This is a genomic window from Tenacibaculum holothuriorum (assembly GCF_002120225.1).
GTDB classification, from domain to species: domain Bacteria; phylum Bacteroidota; class Bacteroidia; order Flavobacteriales; family Flavobacteriaceae; genus Polaribacter; species Polaribacter holothuriorum.
In genome coordinates this window covers 51,794-70,468 of the sequence record NZ_LAPZ01000012.1, presented here as the reverse complement: position 1 = coordinate 70,468, position 18,675 = coordinate 51,794, and the positions used below count along the sequence as shown (strand labels likewise).

General features: G+C 31.0%; 17 protein-coding genes. 7 read left to right on the top strand and 10 right to left on the bottom strand.

Features of this window, described 5'->3' with window-relative positions; translation table 11 throughout:
- Window positions 1-3: 3 nt before the first annotated feature.
- Together topA and WH52_RS12035 are read right to left on the bottom strand one after the other, a co-directional pair.
- Window positions 4-2,490, bottom strand: a complete 2,487-nt coding sequence (gene topA / locus WH52_RS12040; RefSeq protein WP_086031207.1) for a type I DNA topoisomerase — start codon at window positions 2,488-2,490, stop codon at window positions 4-6.
- A gap of 189 nt (window positions 2,491-2,679) precedes the next feature.
- Window positions 2,680-3,465 (bottom strand): hypothetical protein, encoded by a 786-nt coding sequence (locus tag WH52_RS12035; RefSeq protein ID WP_086031206.1) that lies wholly within the window; start codon window positions 3,463-3,465, stop codon window positions 2,680-2,682.
- 145 nt (window positions 3,466-3,610) lie between these two features.
- Here WH52_RS12035 and miaB point away from each other — a divergent pair, with 145 nt between their 5' ends.
- From miaB to groL, 7 genes are all read left to right on the top strand, one after another.
- Window positions 3,611-5,065, top strand: a complete 1,455-nt coding sequence (gene miaB / locus WH52_RS12030) for a tRNA (N6-isopentenyl adenosine(37)-C2)-methylthiotransferase MiaB (protein ID WP_086031205.1) — start codon at window positions 3,611-3,613, stop codon at window positions 5,063-5,065.
- An 81-nt stretch (window positions 5,066-5,146) separates the two neighbouring features.
- A complete protein-coding gene (locus tag WH52_RS12025) occupies window positions 5,147-6,388 on the top strand; it encodes a sigma-54-dependent transcriptional regulator (RefSeq protein ID WP_086031204.1) in 1,242 nt (413 codons plus the stop codon).
- 73 nt (window positions 6,389-6,461) lie between these two features.
- Window positions 6,462-6,968, top strand: coding sequence for an LptE family protein (locus tag WH52_RS12020; protein WP_086031203.1), 507 nt, complete (start codon window positions 6,462-6,464; stop codon window positions 6,966-6,968).
- Window positions 6,968-7,708, top strand: a complete 741-nt coding sequence (locus WH52_RS12015) for a hypothetical protein (RefSeq protein ID WP_086031202.1) — start codon at window positions 6,968-6,970, stop codon at window positions 7,706-7,708. Before WH52_RS12020 ends, WH52_RS12015 begins: the two co-directional genes overlap by 1 nt.
- 5 nt (window positions 7,709-7,713) lie before the next feature.
- Window positions 7,714-8,046, top strand: coding sequence for a preprotein translocase subunit SecG (secG, locus tag WH52_RS12010; protein ID WP_086031201.1), 333 nt, complete (start codon window positions 7,714-7,716; stop codon window positions 8,044-8,046).
- A 164-nt stretch (window positions 8,047-8,210) separates the two neighbouring features.
- Window positions 8,211-8,486: a co-chaperone GroES gene (locus WH52_RS12005; RefSeq protein WP_086031200.1), complete on the top strand. Its 276-nt coding sequence runs from the start codon at window positions 8,211-8,213 to the stop codon at window positions 8,484-8,486.
- A gap of 74 nt (window positions 8,487-8,560) precedes the next feature.
- On the top strand, window positions 8,561-10,198 hold the full coding sequence (gene groL, locus WH52_RS12000; RefSeq protein WP_086031199.1) for a chaperonin GroEL: 1,638 nt from the start codon (window positions 8,561-8,563) through the stop codon (window positions 10,196-10,198).
- A gap of 59 nt (window positions 10,199-10,257) precedes the next feature.
- Here groL and WH52_RS11995 read toward each other — a convergent pair whose 3' ends face one another.
- The 8 genes from WH52_RS11995 to rlmN form a co-directional block, all read right to left on the bottom strand.
- Window positions 10,258-11,907: a serine hydrolase domain-containing protein gene (locus WH52_RS11995; RefSeq protein ID WP_086031198.1), complete on the bottom strand. Its 1,650-nt coding sequence runs from the start codon at window positions 11,905-11,907 to the stop codon at window positions 10,258-10,260.
- Complete coding sequence (locus tag WH52_RS11990) at window positions 11,904-12,323, bottom strand: nuclear transport factor 2 family protein (protein ID WP_086031197.1); 420 nt, start codon at window positions 12,321-12,323, stop codon at window positions 11,904-11,906. The genes WH52_RS11995 and WH52_RS11990 overlap by 4 nt, the downstream gene beginning before the upstream one ends.
- Window positions 12,324-12,346: 23 nt before the next feature.
- Window positions 12,347-13,843, bottom strand: coding sequence for a serine hydrolase (locus WH52_RS11985; RefSeq protein WP_086031196.1), 1,497 nt, complete (start codon window positions 13,841-13,843; stop codon window positions 12,347-12,349).
- Entirely contained in the window at window positions 13,840-14,643 is an 804-nt protein-coding gene (locus WH52_RS11980) for a type 1 glutamine amidotransferase domain-containing protein (protein WP_086031195.1), read from the bottom strand. The genes WH52_RS11985 and WH52_RS11980 overlap by 4 nt, the downstream gene beginning before the upstream one ends.
- A gap of 74 nt (window positions 14,644-14,717) precedes the next feature.
- On the bottom strand, window positions 14,718-15,761 hold the full coding sequence (locus tag WH52_RS11975; RefSeq protein ID WP_086031194.1) for a helix-turn-helix domain-containing protein: 1,044 nt from the start codon (window positions 15,759-15,761) through the stop codon (window positions 14,718-14,720).
- A 72-nt stretch (window positions 15,762-15,833) separates the two neighbouring features.
- Window positions 15,834-16,811, bottom strand: a complete 978-nt coding sequence (locus tag WH52_RS11970) for a polyprenyl synthetase family protein (protein ID WP_086031193.1) — start codon at window positions 16,809-16,811, stop codon at window positions 15,834-15,836.
- A gap of 43 nt (window positions 16,812-16,854) precedes the next feature.
- Window positions 16,855-17,601 (bottom strand): hypothetical protein, encoded by a 747-nt coding sequence (locus tag WH52_RS11965; protein WP_086031192.1) that lies wholly within the window; start codon window positions 17,599-17,601, stop codon window positions 16,855-16,857.
- Complete coding sequence (gene rlmN / locus WH52_RS11960) at window positions 17,602-18,642, bottom strand: 23S rRNA (adenine(2503)-C(2))-methyltransferase RlmN (RefSeq protein ID WP_086031191.1); 1,041 nt, start codon at window positions 18,640-18,642, stop codon at window positions 17,602-17,604. It abuts the gene before it with no gap.
- Window positions 18,643-18,675 lie beyond the last annotated feature (33 nt).

Below are 18,675 nucleotides of genomic sequence, written 5' to 3'. Positions count from 1 at the left end.
ACTTTATTTCTTTTTTGTTGATTTCTTTTTTGTCGTCTTCTTTTTAGGTGTCTTTGCCTCAATTAATTTTACAGCTTCTTCTTGCGTCATTTTCTCTATCTCTGTAGTTTTTGGCAATTCTACCTTTATTTTACCTTTTATAACATTAAACCTACCCCAACGTGCTTTTTCAACTCGAATTCCTACTTCTTCGAAATTGTGAATTAATTTTTCACGTTCTTTTCGTTTCTTATCTTCAATTAATTCTTCTAAATCTTCTTGAGATAAGTTATCGAAATCATATTTCTTGTTTACGTTGATAAAAATTGAATTCCATTTTATAAAAGGGCCAAAACGACCAACACCTTTTTGAATTGGCATTCCTTCATATTCACCAATTGGAGCATCTGCTTTTCTCTTTGCTTCAATTAATTCTATAGCTCTATCCATGTCTACAGACATTGGATTTTCTCCTTTATCTAAAGACACATATTTACCATCAAACTTTATATAAGGCCCAAAACGACCATTTGCTACAACTACTTCTTTACTTTCATAATCACCTAATGTTTTAGGTAATTTGAATAAATCCATAGCCTCTTCATAAGTAATCGAACTTAATGTTTGATCTCCTTGTAAGCTTGCAAACTTTGGCTTTTCTTCATCAGTAGCTTCTCCTATTTGCACCATAGCTCCAAAGCGACCTAAACGCACATATACATTCTTTCCGCTTTCAGGGTCTATTCCTAATAATCTTTGACCACTAGCTCTTTCCGCATTAGCTGCAACATCCTCTACAACCACGTGAAAATTATTATAGAATTCTTTTATCATTGCTGTCCAGTCTTCTTTACCTTCAGCAATTTCATCAAACTCATTTTCTACTTTAGCCGTAAATCCATAATCTAAAATAGAATCGAAATTCGCTACTAAGAAATCGTTTACAATATTTCCTATATCTGTCGGAACTAATTTTCCTTTATCTGACCCAACTCTTTCGGTTAGTTCTTTTTCTGAAAGTTTATTATTTGTCAATTTTAATTGCGCATAATTTCTTTCTAAACCTTCTACTGTTCCTTTTTCTATGTACTGTCTTCTTTGAATCGTAGAAATCGTAGGTGCATACGTAGACGGACGACCAATTCCTAATTCCTCTAAACGTTTTACCAAAACAGCTTCGGTAAATCTTGCTGGCGGACGTGTATAACGTTCAGTAGCTGTGATAAACTCATTCTCTAAGTTTTCACCTACTTTCATCTTAGGCAACATTCCTGCTTGCTCTTCCTCTTCATGATCAGTTCCTTCTAAATACACTTTAAGGAATCCTTCAAAAGTAATTACCTCTCCGTTTGCATTGAACTGCTTATCATTCTTATTGTTATCAATCTTTACAGCAGTTCTTTCTAATTTCGCATCGCTCATTTGAGAAGCTATGGTACGCTTCCAGATTAAACTATATAAGCGATCTTGATCATAATCTACTGAAACTTCATGACGCGTCATATTCGTAGGACGAATCGCTTCGTGCGCTTCTTGCGCTCCTTTAGATTTTGTTGAGAAATTTCTTGGCTTACTATATTCTGCTCCATAAGAATCTGTTATTTCTTCTTGAGCTGCATTTTTTGCATCGTCAGATAAGTTTACACTATCTGTTCTCATATACGTAATCAATCCCGCTTCATATAAACGTTGTGCCATCATCATTGTCTTTGCTACTGGAAAACCTAATTTCCTTGAAGCTTCCTGCTGCAATGTTGATGTTGTAAATGGCGGTGCAGGGGATTTTTTTGCTGGTTTTTTTTGCAAATCTGCTACAGAGAAATCAGCATTTATACAAGAGTTTAAAAATTCTTCTGCTTCTTTCTTTGTTTCAAAATTCTTTCCAAGCTTTGCTTTAAACTTCTTTCCTTCTGCATTAATAAACTCAGCATCTACTCTGTAAGAAGCTACAGGCGTAAATTCTTCAATTGAACGCTCACGTTCTACAATTAAACGTACCGCAACCGATTGTACTCTACCCGCTGATAATCCTCCTTTTACTTTCCTCCATAAAACAGGGGAAAGTTCATAACCAACTAATCTATCTAAAACCCTACGTGCTTGTTGCGCGTTAACTAAATTGTAGTTAATATCTCTTGGATTCTCTACTGCTTTTAAAATGGCTTTTTTAGTAATTTCATGAAAAACAATACGCTTGGTTTTATTTTCATCTAATTTTAATTGCTCAGCTAAGTGCCATGCAATAGCTTCTCCCTCACGATCCTCATCGGAAGCTAACCAAACTGTTTCTGCTTTCTTTGCTAAATCTTTTAATTTTTTTACCACCGCTTTTTTGTCGGTAGATACTATATATTTAGGTTTAAAGTCTCCTTCTACATTTACACCTAATTCTTTAGATGGTAAATCTGCAATGTGTCCAAAACTCGATTCTACTTGAAAATCTTTTCCTAAAAACTTCTCAATGGTTTTTGCCTTTGCAGGTGACTCTACTATTACTAAATTCTTTGCCATATGTTTATTTCAATTCACATTTACACCATATTATATATAGTGCTCTTCGATTTGCAAAAGTAGTATGTTTTTTTTTTAATAATTATTGAATTGAAAAAAAATCCATTTTTAAACTTTATTTAACCTTAAATAAAAAACTCCTAATCGTTTAAGAAAAGGAGTTTTTATATATTTTTTTATGATGATACACTATTCTGAATCTACAGTTTCTATAGCTTCTGGTTTATCATCACTTTCAAAACCTATAACATTTTTATAAATTACATATACAGGTAAGTATGATAAAGATATTAGGAATAAGTTACCTATCCCACAAGTTAAGAAACTTAATATCATTACCGATATTCCTATTAAAAGCATCAGTCCAAATGAAATTCCCCACTTCTTTGTTCCTAATTGAAATCCTATTTTAACAATATCTCCCACTGATTCTTCTGGATTAAATGCAAAAATTATTGAGAAAAATGAAATCGGTACCATTGTATAAAACAAAGGAAGATAACACAATAATGCAGACCCTACAGCTATTAATATTGTTATTAAACTTAGCAATAACATTTTAGTTAAATGTTCAAGATTGAAAAAACAGAAAAAGTCTGATACACTTACGCTTCCTTCTTCATCTAAAGTTTTTACAATTCTATAAAATCCTGCTATTAAAGCAGTACTTGTTGCTGCCAAAGCTAAAAACAAAACCACTAATAATAAGACATACATAATTGAAGCACCTGCAAACATTTCAGAAAACACCTCAGTATCAACACTTCCATTCTGAGAATGCATTAGCGATACACTTATTAAGGGTACATAAACAAGAATTATAATAGGTAACATAACAATCATTGAAAACAGGAATAACAATATTCCTTGAACCCAAACTTTTTTAAACGTTTCAATAATTTCATTTAAAACAGTTCCAAAATCTAAATACTTTGCATTTCTAATCTTCTCAGATAACATTAAAATTTTACTCATTTCTTTTTTTATAGTTGATTGCCACAAATATATCAACTTTAAAAAAGTATTCTTTTTCGCAACAGCTATTTTTAATGACAATTTGTCATCAAATATATTTTTTGGTTGTATCTTTGCACACTATTTATCACGATTTTAGAATTTCATGGAACAAGTAGAGAAAGTAATAGACGAGAAAATACAAGGAAAACCCTTGTTAACTGAAAAGAAGGAAGGTAACAGCAAGAAACTTTTTATCGAAAGTTATGGTTGTCAAATGAATATGAACGATAGTGAAATTGTAGCTTCAATTCTTTCTGAAGAAGGTTTTAATACGACCAACAACATGGAAGAGGCTGACTTAGTTTTAGTAAATACTTGCTCTATTCGTGAAAAGGCAGAAACAACAGTTCGTAATCGCCTAAAAAAATACAATGCCGTAAAAAAGGTAAATCCTAAAATGAAAGTTGGAGTTTTAGGTTGTATGGCAGAACGATTAAAAGCAAAATTCTTAGAAGAGGAAAAAATTGTAGACTTAGTTGTTGGGCCTGATGCATATAGAGATTTACCTAATTTAGTTGAGGAAGTTGAAGCTGGAAGAGATGCAGTAAACGTAATCTTATCTAAAGAAGAAACTTATGCAGATGTTTCTCCAGTTCGTTTAAATTCTAACGGAGTTTCTGCATTCGTATCTATTACACGTGGATGTGACAATATGTGTACTTTCTGTGTAGTACCTTTTACTAGAGGACGTGAGCGTAGTCGTGACCCAAAAAGTATTATTGAAGAAATTCGTTCTATGCACGACAAAAACTTCAAGGAAATTACTTTATTAGGTCAAAACGTAGATTCATATTTATGGTATGGAGGCGGATTGAAAAAAGATTTCAAAAAAGCTTCTGAAATGGCACAAGCAACTGCAGTAGATTTCGCACAATTATTAGACATGTGTGCAACTGAGTTCCCTAAGATGCGTTTTAGATTCTCTACATCGAATCCTCAAGACATGACCTTAGATGTAATTCATGTCATGGCAAAACATAAAAACATTTGTAAATACATTCATTTACCAATTCAAAGCGGAAGTAATGCAATGTTAAAAGCCATGAATAGATTACATACTCGTGAAGAATATTTAGAATTAGTAGAAAACATCTATAAAATCATCCCTGAGATGAATTTAAGTCAAGATATGATTGCTGGTTTCTGTGGAGAGACTGAACAAGATCATAAAGATACACTTGACTTAATGGAAAAGGTTAAATATAGTTTTGGTTTTATGTTTGCATACTCTGAACGCCCAGGAACCTTAGCTGCTAAGAAAATGGAAGATGACATTCCGTTAGAAACAAAAAAACGTCGTTTACAAGAAATCATTAATTTACAACAAGAGCATAGTTTATTTAGAACTAGGGAGCAGGTTGGAAAAATTCAAGAAGTTTTAATTGAAGGAACTTCTAAGAAGAATGAAAACGAGTGGAAAGGACGTAATACACAAAACACCGTAGTAGTATTCCCAAAAGAACATTATAAAATGGGAGAATTTGTGAATGTAAAAATTGAAGATTGTACTTCAACCACATTAAAAGGAACTGCTGTAGGATACTCAGAAAATAATTAACTTTAGAAACGAGAATCAAGAGAAAAGAATAAAGACACAATCTTTTCTCTTAATTCTTTTTTCTCTATTCTAGAAAAGGAAATGGAAAGTTTACAAGCTATAAAACAACGATTTGGAATTATTGGAAACGATGTGCAATTAAACCGCGCTATCGAAAAAGCAATCCGAGTTGCTCCTACCGATATTTCTGTTTTAGTTGTTGGTGAAAGTGGTGTTGGTAAAGAGAATGTGCCTAAGATTATTCATCAATTATCTCACCGAAAACACGCCAAATACATTGCTGTAAACTGTGGTGCTATTCCAGAAGGAACGATTGACAGTGAATTATTTGGTCATGAAAAAGGAGCCTTTACTGGAGCTACTTCTGCAAGAAAAGGATACTTTGAAGTTGCCGATGGCGGTACAATTTTCTTAGATGAAGTAGGTGAATTACCACTTACCACACAAGTACGTTTGTTACGTGTTCTTGAAAATGGAGAGTTTATTAAAGTAGGTTCTTCTCAAGTGCAAAAAACCAATGTTCGAATCGTAGCTGCTACCAATGTAAATATGCACGATGCTATTGCCAAAGGTAAGTTTCGTGAAGATTTATACTATCGTTTAAGCACTATTGAAATTCCTCTTCCTCCATTACGAGAAAGAGGTGAAGATATTCATTTGTTATTCAGAAAATTTGCAGCAGATTTTGCTCAAAAATACCGAATGCCTACCATTCGTTTAGACGAAGACGCTACCAAAATTCTTTTGAATTACAACTTTCCTGGTAACATTCGTCAGTTAAGAAATATTGCTGAACAAATCTCTGTTGTAGAGGAAAACAGAACTATTACTACCGATAAATTAATTCAGTATTTACCAAATATTAAAGGGAATTTACCCGCTGTTCTTGGTAATACAACTTCCAATCAATCCGATTTTGCAAACGAACGAGATATTATGTATAAAATCTTGTTTGATATGCGAAATGATATTAACGACTTAAAAAAGTTAACACTAGACTTGATGAAAAACGGAAATTCTAAACAAGTGCAAGAAGCAAATCACGGACTTATTCAACGGATTTACCAAGAGCAACCAACACCAACTACAGAAACTTCTAATATCGAAGTGGTTCAAATTCCTCAATCTTCATCAACAGTAACTAATAGTTTTGACTTTGCTGAAACTATTGAAGAAGATGAAAACTTGTCGTTACAAGAAAAAGAAATCGAGATGATTAAAAAATCTCTGGAAAAAAACAATGGTAAGCGTAAACTTGCCGCTCAAGAATTAGGAATTTCTGAACGTACACTTTATAGAAAAATAAAGCAGTACGATTTATAAATTATATTTTAACAGAACTTTTTCATTACAATTTTCTATCTTTCAAAAAGTTCTAAAGAAGCAAAAAAACAACATGAAGAAGCTTTTATATTTTCTTTTTTCAATAGTCACAATTTCAACAATTATTGGTTGCGGTGCTTATTCTTTTTCAGGAGGAAGTACAGGTAATGCGGAAACAATTCAAATTGATTTTTTCCCAAATCAAGCACCTTTAGTAGAACCTACTTTAAGCCAAAATTTCACACAAACTTTACAAGATTTATTCACTCGTCAAACGAATTTAACACTGGTTAATTCGAACGGAGATTTGCATTTTGAAGGAGAAATTACTGGATATAGAATCACTCCAATGAGTGCAACTGCACAACAAACCGCAGCACAAAACCGTTTAACAATTACTGTAAATGTTCGTTATACAAACAAGGAAAAAGAAAAAGATAATTTTGAAAAACAGTTCTCTTTTTATTATGATTTTCCTGCTGACCAACAATTAATTGGTGGTACTCTAGAAACCGCTTTAGAAGAAATTTTAGAACGTATTACACAAGATATTTTTAATGCTTCGGTAGCTAACTGGTAATGATTAAAAAAGAAGAATACATAAAATCTCTAGAGCAGCCACATTTAATAACTTCAAATAAAACAATAGAAGTTAAACAAATCGTTGAAAAGCATCCGTATTTTCAATCGGCTAGAGCTTTGTATTTAAAAGCATTAAAAAATCAAGAAAGTTATAAATACAACAATGAGCTAAAAATTACCGCAGCCCACACAAGTAACAGAACTGTTCTTTTCGATTTTATCACTTCAAAATCTTTTAAAGATCACCAAGAAAAGGAAGAAAAACTGAGTTTAAAGGAAGTTCTTTTTTCTAAAAAGAAAGCTACTGAAAAATCAATTATCGAAAAAGAATTAGCGATTGGTAAACCATTAGCTTTCGATAGAAATGAATCTTTTTCTTTTAATCAGTGGTTACAACTTTCAACTCAAAAGATAATTGATAGAACTGAGAATTCAACAGAAAAAATAGTTCCAGAAAAAGAACAACCTGTCTCAGAACAAGACGACATTATCAATCGATTTATAGAAAATAGTCCGAAAATTAGTCGTCCAAATAAAAACGCTAGTAATGACTTTAAAGTTAAAGAAACACAACAATCATCGCAGTTGATGACCGAAACTTTAGCCAAAGTTTACCTAGAGCAAAAGAAGTACGATAGTGCAATTCAAGCTTATAAAATATTAAGTTTGAAATATCCAGAAAAAAGTGGTTTCTTTGCAGACCAAATTAAGAGAATACAAATTTTACAAAAAAACTAGATATTATGTATTTACCTATTTTAATACTAATTTTAATTGTTGCAATAGCATTAATATTAATCGTTATGGTTCAGAATCCTAAAGGAGGAGGTTTATCATCTTCTTTCGGTGGTGGTGCTGGACAAAGTATTGGAGGTGTTCAAAATACTAATAGCTTTTTAGACCGTACTACATGGACTTTAGCTATTGCGATGTTCGCTTTAATCTTATTAGCTAACTTTGCAATTGATAGAGGTAACGGAGACAACGCTCCTCAATTAGATAGTACTTTAGAAAATGTAGAAACTACTACGCAGACTCCTGCAACTACAAATACTACAAAAGATAGCGTTCAATAATAGAACACTCTATATAATTTAAAATGCCAACGTAATGACACGTTGGCATTTTTTTTTGACTCAACTAAAATCTCATAGTAAATTTGACAGTAATCTTTTGTTGGCATAATTTCTGACAAAATCAAAACAGTTAAACTAAAAATTAATCATACAAAATATATAAAATGGGATTAAACATTAAACCTTTAGCAGATAGAGTTCTTGTAGAACCAGCTGCAGCAGAAACTACTACCGCTTCTGGAATTATCATTCCAGATAACGCTAAAGAAAAGCCACAAAAAGGTACTGTTGTTGCCATAGGAAACGGTAAAAAAGACGAACCTTTAACAGTTAAAGTTGGTGACACTGTTTTATACGGAAAATACTCTGGTACTGAATTAAAATTAGAAGGAAAGGATTATTTAATGATGCGTGAGGCTGATATTATGGCTATCGTATAATTAATGTAATAATTTTTCAATATAACAATTAAGCAATTTTCCAAGTAAAACTTGGAACTTTAAACTAAATAAAAATGGCAAAAGATATAAAATTTGATGTTGAAGCTCGCGAAGGTTTAAAACGTGGAGTTGATGCATTAGCAAACGCAGTAAAAGTAACTTTAGGTCCAAAAGGTCGTAACGTAATTATTTCTAAGTCTTTCGGCGCTCCTCACGTAACTAAAGATGGAGTTTCTGTAGCGAAAGAAGTTGAGTTAGATGATGAGTTAGAAAACATGGGAGCTCAAATGGTAAAAGAAGTAGCTTCTAAAACTAACGACTTAGCTGGTGACGGTACTACTACTGCAACTGTTTTAGCGCAAGCTATCGTAAAAGAAGGATTAAAGAACGTTGCTGCAGGTGCAAATCCAATGGATTTAAAACGTGGAATTGATAAAGCTGTTGCTGCTATTACTGAAGATTTAGCAAAACAATCTAAAGAAGTTGGAGATTCTTCAGAAAAAATTAAACAAGTAGCTTCTATTTCTGCTAACAACGATGGAGTAATTGGTGATTTAATTGCTACTGCTTTTGGTAAAGTTGGTAAAGAAGGAGTTATTACTGTTGAAGAAGCTAAAGGAACAGACACATATGTAGACGTTGTTGAAGGAATGCAATTCGATAGAGGATATTTATCTCCTTACTTCGTAACTAACGCTGATAAAATGATTGCTGAGTTAGAGAATCCATATATCTTATTATTTGATAAAAAGATTTCTAACTTACAAGAAATTTTACCAATCTTAGAACCTGTAGCTCAATCTGGTCGTCCGTTATTAATTATCGCTGAAGATGTAGACGGACAAGCATTAGCTACTTTAGTTGTAAACAAATTAAGAGGTGGATTAAAAATTGCTGCTGTTAAAGCTCCTGGATTCGGAGATAGAAGAAAAGCAATGTTAGAAGACATTTCTATCTTAACTGGAGGAACTGTAATTTCTGAAGAAAGAGGTTTTTCTTTAGAAAACGCGACTCTAGATTTATTAGGAACTGCTGAAACTGTAACTATCGATAAAGATAACACTACAATTGTAAACGGTTCTGGAGACGAAACTCAAATTAAAGCTAGAGTAAATCAAATTAAAGCTCAAATTGAAACTACTACTTCTGATTACGATCGTGAGAAGTTACAAGAGCGTTTAGCGAAGTTAGCTGGTGGAGTTGCTGTATTATATGTTGGTGCTGCTTCTGAAGTAGAAATGAAAGAAAAGAAGGACCGTGTTGATGATGCTTTACATGCTACTCGTGCTGCAGTAGAAGAAGGTATCGTAGCTGGTGGTGGTGTAGCTTTAGTACGTGCTAAAAAAGTATTAGAAACTATTACTACTGATAATTTAGACGAAACTACAGGTATTCAAATTGTAAACAGAGCTATTGAGGCTCCTTTAAGAACAATTGTTGAAAATGCTGGAGGTGAAGGTTCTGTAGTTATCAATAAAGTTTTAGAAGGTGATAAAGATTTTGGTTATGATGCGAAATCTGAAGCTTATGTAGATATGTTAGAAGCTGGTATTATTGATCCTAAGAAAGTAACTCGTGTTGCTTTAGAAAACGCTGCTTCTGTGTCTGGAATGATTTTAACTACTGAATGTGCTTTAGTAGATATTAAAGAAGATGCTCCTGCTGGTGGTGGAATGCCTCCAATGGGTGGTGGAATGCCAGGAATGATGTAGTGGCGAGTCGCCACAGACAATTATAAAAAACCTCGAGAATAATTCTCGAGGTTTTTTGTTTAATTAAGTTTTTTGAAAAATAAATTACTTACTCCATCTGTATTGATGTAAAAACCATTTCTTTCTAATGTAATACTAGATAACATAAAAGTATTGCTCCTAAAAATATTATTTGTTATTGGATAAAACGTAGTATCTCCATTTTTAAAGTTTTTTGCTATCAACTTATCATCTTTAATTTTTAACTCAAATCCAATGCCTAATTCTTCGTTGTAGTAGAATCCTAAGTATTTTTTTAAATCGGAATTAGTTAATTCTACTGGTGTAAACTTTCTGTAAATACTTGCGTCACCTACCCCTGATTTTATTGAAAAACTACCATCTTTAAAAGTTATTATTACCTCATCGTCACTATTAACCACAAACTGAAACTTATTATCATTTAAAGGAACCAAAGCTGTCTCTCTATTACTTTCCAATCGTTTATATCGAAGTGTGTCATTCTTCAGATATATTTGTCTTGTTAATCCATTATTTTCTTTCCAATAATATCCTTCAAATTTCTGTAATTCCTTTTTAGAAAGTTTTTTAGTTTTTATTTCTTTAAAATCTACAATTCGAGCTTTAGGAAAATCTTCTTTTAACTCTTCGTATGCCATATTCATCGCTGGCATTCCGTTATATCTATTATTATTTCCTAAAACAAACGAAACAAAGTTTTTAGTATAGAATCGAAACATATTACTTGCATAGCCCGCGTTTATACCAAACTGCCAGATAGATTCTAAGCCTCTTTCTAAATGATCAAAATAACGACCATAACTCATTGTTCCCCATGAGGAATTATATCTTTTACCGCTATCCAATACGACAAAATCATCTAATTTTTTAACTAACTCATACATCGGATTTGTTGAACTTGTATATACTTGGAACCATTTTGCTAAATCTTCACCTGTTGTATACAAATTTGTTGCTCCTAAAGTCAAATCATTCACAGGGTTATTGTGAGTTTCTTCTCCTACTCGATAAGAGACAGCTGTATTACTTAATAACTTCCTTTCATTATTAAAAGCTGTATTTAACATTCCTAAAGGTTTAAAGACTCTCTCTGATGTAAACTCAGAAAATGATTTTTGAGATACTTTAACTATAATTTCCGACAATAAAATAACCTCTGTATCTGATCTTAAATACGAAAACTGAGTTCCAGGAATAAAATTCAATTCTTTTTGAGTGTATATTATCTTAAGCGCATCTTCTTGTGTAAAAACATCGAAAGGTCTAATTCCCAACAACTCTTTTAGTGGGTCTAAATTATGTAGTCCGCTAGAATGATTTAACAAGTGTTTAATTTTTATTTGATGTTTATATTTTGGAAGTTTAGGTAGATATTTTCTAACATCATCTTCTAAAGAAAGTTCCCCTTCCTCTACTAATAACAATGTAGCTAAAACAGTAAATTGTTTCGCTAAATCATCAACCTGAAACTTAGTTTTTATAGTATTATTTTTCTTGTTTTTTACATCTGCACTTCCAAAGGCTTTTAAAAAAATTATTTTACCATCTTTAATTACTCCACCTACTACTCCTGGTTTATTTTCATCTTTCCAATTTTCAAAAAACTTATTAAATTTTGAATTCTCTACTTGTGCGCTAGCTTTAATAATCAATAGGAATAAGAGTACACTTAACTTTATTTTTTTCATTGAGGATAATTTTTAAAAGTGAATGATTTATGAATGATTTTCCATTGATTTTTTATTTTCAAAAGCAATAAATAATCTGTATAAATACGTTTTCTTGCTGGCATTAATATTTCAATTTTAGCTACAGCAGCATCTCCTTCATAATCTATAGATAACACCTTACCTATGCGGTTACTTTTTCTACCTTCTTTTACATTATTAATATATTGTTTACCAGACCATGTTCTTAACGTATCATTAGCTACAAAATACAGGTTGAAATTTTCATCGAAAGCACGTTTTAATCTATCAGGTTGTCCATTTGCAGTTCCCTCTATATAGTCATACAAAACTTTGTTTATCTTTTCAATTTCTGTTTGAGCGTTTACTGTTACTAGTCCTGTAAAAAGAAATAGTATTAAAATTTTTGTTTTCATCTTTATCGTTTTGTCTTATTTAATTATTGTTCTTTTTTAAAAATTACTGGTTCTTGTTGAAAATTAATTACCAATTCTAATATCTTTCCTTTATCACTTTCTATGAATTTAAAATTAAAAGAAGGTGTATTTTGATGTGTCTCTACAATTCTATAACTGTTAAATACATCATTTTTTTCAGATTTTAATCCCATCTTTAATGCTGGAAAAATTACTTGAAGTTTATTATCTGAGGATTCAGTAATTTCTAATGTACCATATCCTTTATTAGTATATTTTCCAACATACTTTGAATATGATTGGTTTCTTTTTAAAGTAGTACGCTCAGAGAATACATCTGATTCTATTCCGTAATTCACAGTGTATTCATCCCACCTTTTTCTTTTAAGGTTAAGGATTCTATTTGTAATAATATCTGTAATTGCTTTAGTTAATAAATTAGCTGATCCTTGATTAGTTAGTATAACAATTCCTAACTCTTTATAAGGATATAAAGTAATACTTGAGGTAAAACCAGAAACGTTACCTTCATGATTTACTCGATATAAATTTTTATAATTATGAGTAAACCAACCATAGCCATAAGCATCATTCAATAAATTGTATTTCTTTTTAAATGAAAAACTTCCTTGAATAATGTTATGCTCACTGAATGATTCTTCTAAAAATTTTTCAGGAATAATTTGAGTTCCTTTGTATTTCCCTTTGTTAAGTAACATTAACATCCAGTTTGTCATATCATTTAAGGTACTATTAATGGCTCCTGAAGCTATCGACTCAAATTGATTTTCATATAAAACTTTAACTATTTTTCCCTTTCTATTTACACTATAACCTAATGAGACATTTCTTGCGTTTTCTAAATCTCTTAAATTAGTATTAGAACGGTTCATTTCTAATGGTTTAAAAATTTCGTCAGATAAATTTTTCTCCCATTTTTTACCTGTAATAGTTTCTCCTATTGCGCCCAGAATTGCATATCCCATATTACTATAATCGAATTTTTCTCGAACCTGACTATTAGGAGTTAAATATTGTACCCGTTGTATATGTGCTTTAATACTCTTGGTAGGAAAAAATACATGAGTACCGTCTACATTTCCTATTCCTGATCGATGTGCAAGTAAATCTTCTATCGTTATTAGATTATTCATCTCGTTAGAATTAAATTGTAAATAGCTTATATGCTTTTTAGGCTTATCATATACCGATAGTTTTCCTTTACCTTGATAAATACCAATTAAAGCTGATGTAAATTGTTTGGTAACTGATCCTATGGGAAATAGAGTATTAGCATTAACTTTTACTTTATTTTTTAAATCACTATACCCAAAACTTTTAGCATATATAACTTTATGATTTTTAGCTATAGATACAGTTAGTCCTACAGTTTTATATGCTTTCATTAAACTTTCTATTTCAGTATCTAGCCCTTTTAAATTATTATAAATTCCTTTTTGCTGACTGTTAACTTTTAAAACAAAAACAAAAAGAAGAGCTAAAAAAGACTTCTTTTTCATTTATCTAATTCATTTAGGACCTTTACAATTTCTTTTGCTACAGAAGCAGCTGCAGTTGGATCTTGACCTGTAATCAGTCTTCCGTCTACTTTGTAATAATTATCCCAACCTTCTTTTGAATAACTAAACCTACCACCTCTTTTTTCAATAATTTTTTCAATGGAAAAAGGAAATGTTTTGTAATACTCCCTATCTGTTCTTTCAAAAAGATCTGGAAAGCCATTTACTTCTTTATTCTCATATAAATACTTACCGTTTGTTGTTTTAAGGTTTACTATTCCTGCAGTTCCATGACAAATAGCAGAAACAATTCCGTTATTTTTCTCGTAAATATTAATGGCTAAATCTTGAATTTCTTTATTTTCAGGAACTCCAAACATTGCTGCTCCTCCTCCAACATAATAGATCGCCTTGTAGTTTGAAAAATTAACTTCACTAGGAGTTTTTGTAGTTTTAAGCTTTTCTAAAAAATCACTATTTTCTAAATACTTTTGCTGAACTTTATTAGCTTTATCAATATATCCTAATGCAACTTCACCTCCTTTTGGGCTTACAAAATCTATCGTATAACCTGCATTAGCCAACACATCATATGCATAGACAATTTCTCCGAAATGATTTGATGTTTTTAAAGAAGTATCTCCATAAGTTTTTTGATTAGACACAACGAACAGAATTTTGTTAGAAGATTTCTGTTCTCTCTTATCTGTTATACTTTTTGAGACTTCCTTTTTAGCTGTTGATGATTGGCATCCGACACAGACAATTACTACCAATAATAGTCTTAATATTTTTTGCATGAATTATGATTTTCCTGCAAATTCAAATATTAAGTCTAAAAAAAGTTTTTATGCTATAAAGTAGAAGTTCTAATTTATAAAATAGAACTCTTAAATTGCGAAGGAGTTTTACCTACTAACTTTTTAAAAGTCGTATAAAAAGTTGATTTTGAATTAAATCCATTTTCATAACCAATAGCTTCAATGGTTATACTATTGTTTTTAAGAATCATTTGTTTTGCCGACTCAATTCTATATTCATTTATAAAAACGGGAAAACTTTTTCCTAAATTATCGTTTAATAGCTGAGAAAATTGATGTGTTGTTAATTGCATTTTTTGAGCAACTTCCGAAGATTTTAAATTTGCATTTTTATACAATTCTTCTTCATTCATTAGTTGATCTAACTTTGTTAATAAACTTTCTGCCTTAGTAGTTTCAATTTTTTTATCTGCATATTTAACTTCATTATTCAATAATCTTATTTCTTTTCCTTTTTTAGAAAACAAAAACATGATTAATAAATACAGTAAAAATGTAAATGTTAAGGCTCCAGAGATATAATTTGAAAAGCTAACAACATTATAAGATGTTAATATTGCTAGGTTCCCTATTAATATACTGATAAACCACACATCTAAAGTTGTGATTTTTTCTGTTCTACGAAGTAATTTTTTAAATCGATTTCTTAATACATATATTGACCCTAGAATATATACAAACCAAATGAAGTAGATAAATTTTATAATATAAGGTCTCCACAAATCTATATTTGTTTTAAACGGATATAAATATCCAACAACTAAAATTAAAGGGAGTAGAATAGCAATATGATATTTCCATTCCTTTTTTATCTTCTCTTTAGATTCTTCTGCAGATTTGATATAGAAATATAAAAAAGGACCTATAAAAAAACAAGCTGTTAAACCAAACTGTAAAAAGTGAAATGATAAACTAGGGTTAAAATAAAAGAAAACTGACTTCCCCACCCTAATACTTAACATTAAAATAAAAACTCCTAAAAATTTATTAGATATGTTTTGAGGTTTTATAAAAAAGATAAAATAAAAGCTAAGTATTAAACCATTAAAAGCTCCCAATGCACTAAAGAAAAACAATAACTCTCTACTAAATTCCATCTTTTAGTTTTAATTAATCTCTACAGTCTAAAAGTATTAGATAATGTGTTTTTAAAGATAATTATTTTTAGGTTAAATCTTACGTTCAACCACATAATCAATCATTTGAAGTAGTGAGTTTTTATATTCAGATTCTGGATAATTGTTAAGTATTGCCAATGCTTTATTCTTATAATCATGCATTTTAGCCGTCGTATATTCTAATCCACCATTTTCTTTTACAAATGCAATAACTTCTTTAACTCGTTTTTTGTTTTTATTATGCTTTTTTACTGAGTTAATTAACCACTTTTTGTCTTTTGGGGAACAGTTGTTCAGCGTGTAAATAAGTGGTAAAGTCATTTTTTGTTCTTTTATATCGATACCCGTTGGTTTACCGATTTTATCTTCTGTATAATCGAACAAATCATCTTTAATTTGAAAAGCAACTCCTATATACTCTCCAAATTTTCGCATTTGCTGAACAGTTTCATTATTAGCTCCTACTGAAGCTGCTCCAATTCCACAACAAGCTGCAATTAAAGTTGCTGTCTTCTGACGAATAATTTCAAAATAAACTTCTTCTGTAATATCTAATCGACGTGCTTTTTCTATCTGTAACAACTCGCCTTCACTCATTTCTCTTACAGCAATCGAAATTAATTTTAGCAAGTCGAAATCTTCATTATCGATTGAAAGTAACAATCCTTTTGACAATAAAAAATCTCCTACTAAAACAGCAATTTTATTTTTCCAAAGTGCATTTATAGAGAAAAATCCTCGACGACGATTACTATCATCAACCACATCGTCATGTACTAAAGTTGCCGTATGAATTAATTCTACTACAGAAGCTCCTCGATAGGTACGCTCGTCAAAACCTCCATCGGATACCATTTTTGCGACTAAGAACACAAACATCGGTCTCATTTGTTTTCCTTTACGACGAACAATGTAATAAGTAATTCTGTTTAATAATGGAACTTTAGACAACATTGAATCTTTGAACTTACTTTCAAAGAGTTCCATTTCATTAGCAATCGGAAGTTTTATTTGCTCTACTCGTTTCATTTAAATTTGATTTCAAAAATCAAAACTCAAAAATACAGAATTCTTAAGAATTAACACTTCTTATATTTTTTAATCTATTCCACGCTTTTTTATGCCTTCTCTTATAAATTGACATCGTTCCTCTATCTAAACCAAAATAAAACAAACTTATACCTATTGGAGGATTAGCGCTAGGTAAAAATTCAAAATTATTAAATGCTATTGTTGGCCATTTCCAGCACTCTAAACCTGTACCCACAAACTCAAGTACAGCCACCACACAATACATTACTAAATAAAACATCCTCTCTTTGGGATATTTACGCAAAAATAAAAACACTAAAAGTGTACAAATAAATCCAAAAACATCATTTTTAAATAATAAAAAATAAAAGGAAATAGGAATTATTAAGAAAACACAAAGCTTTTCTATCTTAGTACGATTTTTTTTCACTTTAGGTTTTCTAGAAAAATAATATACCAACACAAAAACTATCGCGTGTCCAAAAGGCACATAATGAGGTATATTCTTCAATCTATATGTATACATTCCGAAACCTACCGAAAAAATATATTCACCTACCACTCCAATAATCAACGCATACAAAAGCATTTCTTTTGTTCGAGAAGTAGATTTAAAATATAATAATGAAAAAACAAACACTACGATTAAATTATTTAACCATTGTGCATGCTCATAAAAATTATCCGCTATAAATTTACTATCTATAAAAAGTCCAGTAACAATAATTAAAAACAATAAACCTAAGGTAGCTATACTTTGCCCTAAAAGTGTTTTAGAAAAGCTCATTTAACTTTTATTAGCCAATTGCCCACAAGCAGCATCAATATCTTTTCCTCTAGAACGACGAACGTTTACTACAATATCATGCATTTCTAAATTCGAAATATAATTGTTTAATGCTCTTTCTGATGCTTGTTGAAACTCACCATCGTCAATAGGATTGTATTCAATTAAATTTACTTTACATGGAATATAGCTACAGAATTTAATCAAAGCATCTATATCTTCTTTTCTATCGTTAATTCCATTCCAAACTACATATTCATAAGTTACTTTACGTTTGGTTTTTTCATACCAATATTCTAAAGATTCTTTTAAATCTTTTAGTGGAAAAGTTGCATTAAATGGCATAATTGACGTTCGAACCTCATCTATTGCAGAGTGTAAAGAAACGGCTAAGTTAAATCTTACCTCGTCATCAGCCATTTTTTTTATCATTTTAGGAACTCCAGAAGTTGATAAAGTAATTCTTCTAGCTGCCATACCTAAACCTTCAGGAGATGTTATCTTATCAATAGCTTTAATAACGTTATTGTAATTCATTAAAGGTTCTCCCATTCCCATGAACACAATGTTCGACAATTTGTGATTATGATATAATCTGCTTTGTTTATCAATAGCAACTACTTGATCGTAAATTTCATCGGCGTTTAGGTTACGCATACGTTTTAAACGTGCTGTAGCGCAAAACTTACAATCTAAACTACAACCAACTTGACTAGAAACACAAGCTGTTGTTCTCGTTTCCGTAGGAATTAAAACCGATTCTACAATTTTACCATCGTGCAATTTAATGGCATTTTTAATTGTACCATCCTTACTACGCTGCATTGTATCGACTTCTATATGATTAATGACAAAATTTTCATCTAACATTTCTCTTGTTTTTTTAGAAACGTTAGTCATATCATCAAAAGAATGTGCCGCCTTACTCCATAACCATTCATAAACTTGATTTCCTCTAAAGGCTTTATCTCCATGATTTACAAAAAACTCTCGGAGTTGCTCTTTAGTTAATGCGCGTATGTCTCTCTTCTTTGTTGCCATTAATTCAAAAATACATAAAACCTCACAGCTTTA